1 protein-coding gene is annotated in these 358 nt (G+C 42.7%); it reads left to right on the top strand.

What is annotated here, in order from left to right; all coding sequences use genetic code 11:
• Positions 1-262, top strand: a 262-nt coding sequence (locus AWN68_RS13370; protein WP_157716216.1) for an ABC transporter permease, incomplete at its 5' end; no start/stop codon positions are given.
• Positions 263-358 lie beyond the last annotated feature (96 nt).

Genomic DNA, 358 nt, shown 5'->3' on the forward strand with positions numbered 1-358 from the left:
GGGTGCTTCAGTAGGGCAAATCCTGAACATCTTCTCTAGAGAGCTTTTGGTGCTGATTGTGATTGCCTTTTTAATCGCTGCGCCTGTGGCCTATTACATTATGGATTATTGGCTTTCTGATTTTGAATACCGCATTGATATGAATGTGTGGGTGTTTGTGATTGCTGTCGGGTTTACGCTTTTGGTAGCAGGCCTTACAACAGGTTTCCGTTCTGTACGAGCCGCACAAGCCAATCCTGTGGATTCATTGAGAAGCGAGTAGGGGAAATAGTTGATCAGGAAATCAGGAAATCAGAAAGCAGGAAAAAAGGATACGGAAAGCAGAAAAAACTAAAATAGTTGGGAACTCAATTTTCTG

The sequence above is a fragment of the Roseivirga echinicomitans genome (genome assembly GCF_001592935.1).
GTDB classification, from domain to species: Bacteria; Bacteroidota; Bacteroidia; order Cytophagales; family Cyclobacteriaceae; genus Roseivirga; species Roseivirga echinicomitans.